We start from the raw sequence: 3,742 nt of genomic DNA, 5'->3' as shown, positions 1-3,742 counted from the left end.
ATGCCACCATTGCCGAGATCGGCGTGCGCGGCTCACTTGACGTGACGGTTGGTCAGATCGCCAGACGCGCCGGCATGTCCACGGCGCTCGCACATCACTATTTCGGCGGTAAAGACCAGATCTTTCATGCGGCCATGCGGCAGATTTTGCGCGATTTCGGCGCCGAGGTACGCCATTCACTTGAGGATGCCACAACCCCGCATGACAGGGCCATGGCCGTTATTAATGCAAGCTTTGCGCCTGCGTGTTTTGCACCTGCGACCGTCAGTGCCTGGATGACGCTTTATGCACAGGCCCGGACGCATCCCGAGACGCTCAGACTGCTGCGGATTTATCAGCACCGGCTACGCTCCAACCTTGTCCACGCGCTGCGTCCCTTAAGCAAAAGCCCGCAAAGCCATGCGGAGATCCTCGCAGCTCTGATCGACGGTCTCTACCTGCGGGCGGCACTGGCCCGGTCGCAAAGCGCAGACGCGGCGCGGTCCGCTGTGCGCGCGGCATTCAGAACTCTGCTGGAGGCAGATCAGTGAGCAAGCCGAATATACTTATACTGATGGTGGACCAGCTCAGCGGCACGCTGTTTCCGGACGGCCCCGCCGACTGGCTGCACGCACCCAACCTCAAAGCACTGGCGGCGCGGTCTACGCGATTTCGAAACGCCTATACCGCGAGCCCGCTTTGTGCGCCGGGGCGGGCGGCCTTTATGTCAGGGCAGCTGCCCTCGGCCACAGGCGTTTATGACAATGCGGCGGAGTTCGCCTCTTCGATCCCGACATATGCGCATCATCTGCGGCGTGCGGGCTATCAGACCTGCCTCAGTGGCAAGATGCACTTTGTGGGTCCGGATCAGCTTCATGGTTTTGAAGAGCGGCTGACTACCGACATTTACCCGGCCGATTTCGGCTGGACGCCGGATTACCGGAAGCCGGGAGAGCGGATCGACTGGTGGTATCACAATATGGGCTCGGTGACGGGGGCCGGGGTTGCCGAAATCTCCAACCAGATGGAATACGATGACGAGGTTGCCTTTAACGCTGTCCGCAAGCTCTATGACCTGTCACGCGGCGGTGATCCGCGGCCCTGGTGTCTGACGGTGAGTTTCACCCACCCCCACGACCCTTACGTGGCGCGAAAGAAATACAGCGACCTTTACGAGGATTGCGCGCACCTGCTGCCCGAAGTGCCGGCGATTCCTTATGAAGATCAGGACCCGCATTCAAAACGTATCTTTGACGCCAACGACTGGCGCAGTTTCGACATAACTGAAGAAAACATCCGCCGCTCGCGCCAGTCCTATTTCGCCAACATCAGCTATCTGGACGACAAGATCGGGAAGATCCTGCAAACGCTGAAAGACACACGTCAGGAGGCAATTATCCTTTTTGTCTCGGATCATGGCGACATGCTGGGTGAGCGGGGGCTATGGTTCAAGATGTCGTTCTTTGAGGGCTCCTCGCGCGTGCCGCTGATGATTTCGGCGCCCGCAATGACGCCCGGATTGCAGACCACGCCCGTGTCCAACATCGATGTCTGCCCCACGCTGTGTGAACTTGCGGGCGTGTCGATGGATGAGGTCGCGGAATGGACAACCGGTGTTTCGCTCGTGCCGATGGGGAAGGGCCAGGAGCGTACCGAACCGGTGATGATGGAGTATGCCGCCGAGGCCTCCTTTGCGCCGATGGTTTCGCTGCGCTATGGCAAATGGAAATACAACCGCTGTGCGCTGGACCCGGATCAGCTCTTTGATCTCGACGCAGACCCGCATGAGCTGAGCAACCTTGCAGACGCAGCGGAGCACCAGGGTACGCTGACGAGCCTGCGCAGCAAAGCTGAGGTGCGCTGGGATCTTGATGCTTTTGACGCTGACGTGCGCAAAAGCCAGGCCCGCCGCTGGATCGTTTACGAGGCCCTGCGCGAGGGTGGGTACTACCCCTGGGATTACCAGCCGCTCCGGGCGGCCTCCGAGCAGTACATGCGCAACCACATGGATCTGAACGTGCTGGAAGAAAACAAACGCTTCCCGCGCGGCGAATAAACGACACTCCGGCCGGACCGGTACCGGTCGGGGTTTTAAAACCTGTGAGCGCTTTGTGCCGCACCCGTGATCCGGCGGCGCGCTGGCGCGCACACTGATGATCTGCGCCTGCGGCGCCGCAACCTGAGACGACTGAAATATGATGCAAGCGGATTTTGTGATTGTAGGCGCGGGAAGTGCCGGCTGTGCGATGGCCAGCAGGCTCTCTGAGGCCGGGGCGTCAGTTATCGTGATCGAGTTCGGGGGCTCGGACGCCGGACCGTTCATTCAGATGCCGGCGGCCCTGTCTTATCCGATGAACATGAAGCGCTACGACTGGGGGTACTGGTCTGATCCTGAGCCGCACCTGGGCGGACGCCGCCTGGCGTGCCCGCGCGGCAAGGTCGTGGGGGGCTCTTCGAGCATCAACGGCATGGTCTATGTGCGGGGCCATGCGATGGATTTCGATCACTGGGCGGAGGCGGGAGCAGATGGCTGGTCCTTCGCGGACGTTCTGCCCTATTTCAGGCGCATGGAGACATGGCATGATGGCGGGCACGGAGGTGATCCGGCCTGGCGCGGCACGGACGGGCCGCTGCACGTCAGCCGGGGACCGCGGAAAAACCCGCTCTATGAAGCCTTTGTGCGCGCAGGCGAGCAGGCGGGCTATGAGGTCACTGACGATTACAACGGGCACAAACAGGAGGGTTTCGGACCCTTTGAGCAAACCGTCTGGAAGGGCCGCCGCTGGTCTGCGGCCAATGCCTATCTGCATCCTGCGCTGAAACGCGAAAACTGCACGCTGGTGCGGGGCCTCGCGGAGCGTGTCATCATCGAAGACGGACGGGCCACCGGCGTCGTGATCAACCGGGGTGGCCGGCGTCAGACAATCCGGGCAGCGCGTGAGGTCGTGATTGCGGCCTCGGCGATCAACTCTCCCAAACTGCTGATGCTGTCGGGGATCGGACCGGCACAACACCTGGCGAAGCACGGTATCGACGTGGTGGCCGACCGGCCCGGTGTCGGGCAGAACCTGCAAGACCATCTGGAGATGTACATCCAGATGGCCGCGAGCCAGCCCATCACACTTTACCGGCACTGGAACCTCGCCTCCAAGGCCTTTATCGGGGCGCAGTGGCTCTTTACGAAAACCGGGATGGGCGCCTCGAACCAGTTCGAGAGCTGTGGCTTTATCCGCTCCGGAGCCGGCGTGCCATATCCTGATATCCAGTACCACTTTCTGCCGCTCGCAGTACGCTACGATGGTAAAGCCGCGGCGGAGGGGCACGGTTTTCAGGCGCATACCGGTCCAATGCGGTCGCCTTCACGCGGGGAGGTTACACTGCGATCTGCAGATGCGGCCGAGTCTCCCCGTATCCTTTTCAATTATATGTCGCAGGAGCAGGACTGGATTGATTTCCGTCGCTGCATCCGCCTGACACGAGAGCTTTTTGAGCAGGAAGCGATGAAGCCGTTCGTCAAACACGAGATCCAGCCGGGCAATGCGCTGCAGACCGACGACGAACTGGACGATGCGATCCGTGAACATGCTGAGAGCGCCTATCATCCCTGCGGGACCTGCCGGATGGGGCGCGCAGACGATCCCGGTGCCGTTGTCGATCCGCAGGGCCGGGTCATTGGTGTGGATGGCCTCCGCGTTGCTGACAGCAGTATCTTTCCGCGCATTACTAACGGCAATCTCAACGGACCCTCCATCATGGTTGGCGA

Annotated in this window: 3 protein-coding genes; all 3 read left to right on the top strand. The window is 61.1% G+C overall.

The window, feature by feature from the left end; all coding sequences use genetic code 11:
• Positions 1-530 (top strand): transcriptional regulator BetI (betI, locus tag Q0M35_RS17990; RefSeq protein WP_295317630.1); only part of this gene is annotated, 530 nt, incomplete at its 5' end.
• The gene (gene betC / locus Q0M35_RS17985) at positions 527-2,035 is read left to right on the top strand and encodes a choline-sulfatase (protein ID WP_295317629.1); all 1,509 of its coding nucleotides are present in this window, start codon (positions 527-529) and stop codon (positions 2,033-2,035) included. The genes betI and betC, both read left to right, overlap by 4 nt.
• Positions 2,036-2,177: 142 nt before the next feature.
• Positions 2,178-3,742 (top strand): choline dehydrogenase (gene betA / locus Q0M35_RS17980; RefSeq protein WP_295317628.1); only part of this gene is annotated, 1,565 nt, incomplete at its 3' end.

This window comes from Roseobacter sp., assembly GCF_024639605.1.
Taxonomy (GTDB): Bacteria; Pseudomonadota; Alphaproteobacteria; order Rhodobacterales; family Rhodobacteraceae; genus Roseobacter.
This window is presented reverse-complemented; position numbering and strand designations above follow the sequence as displayed.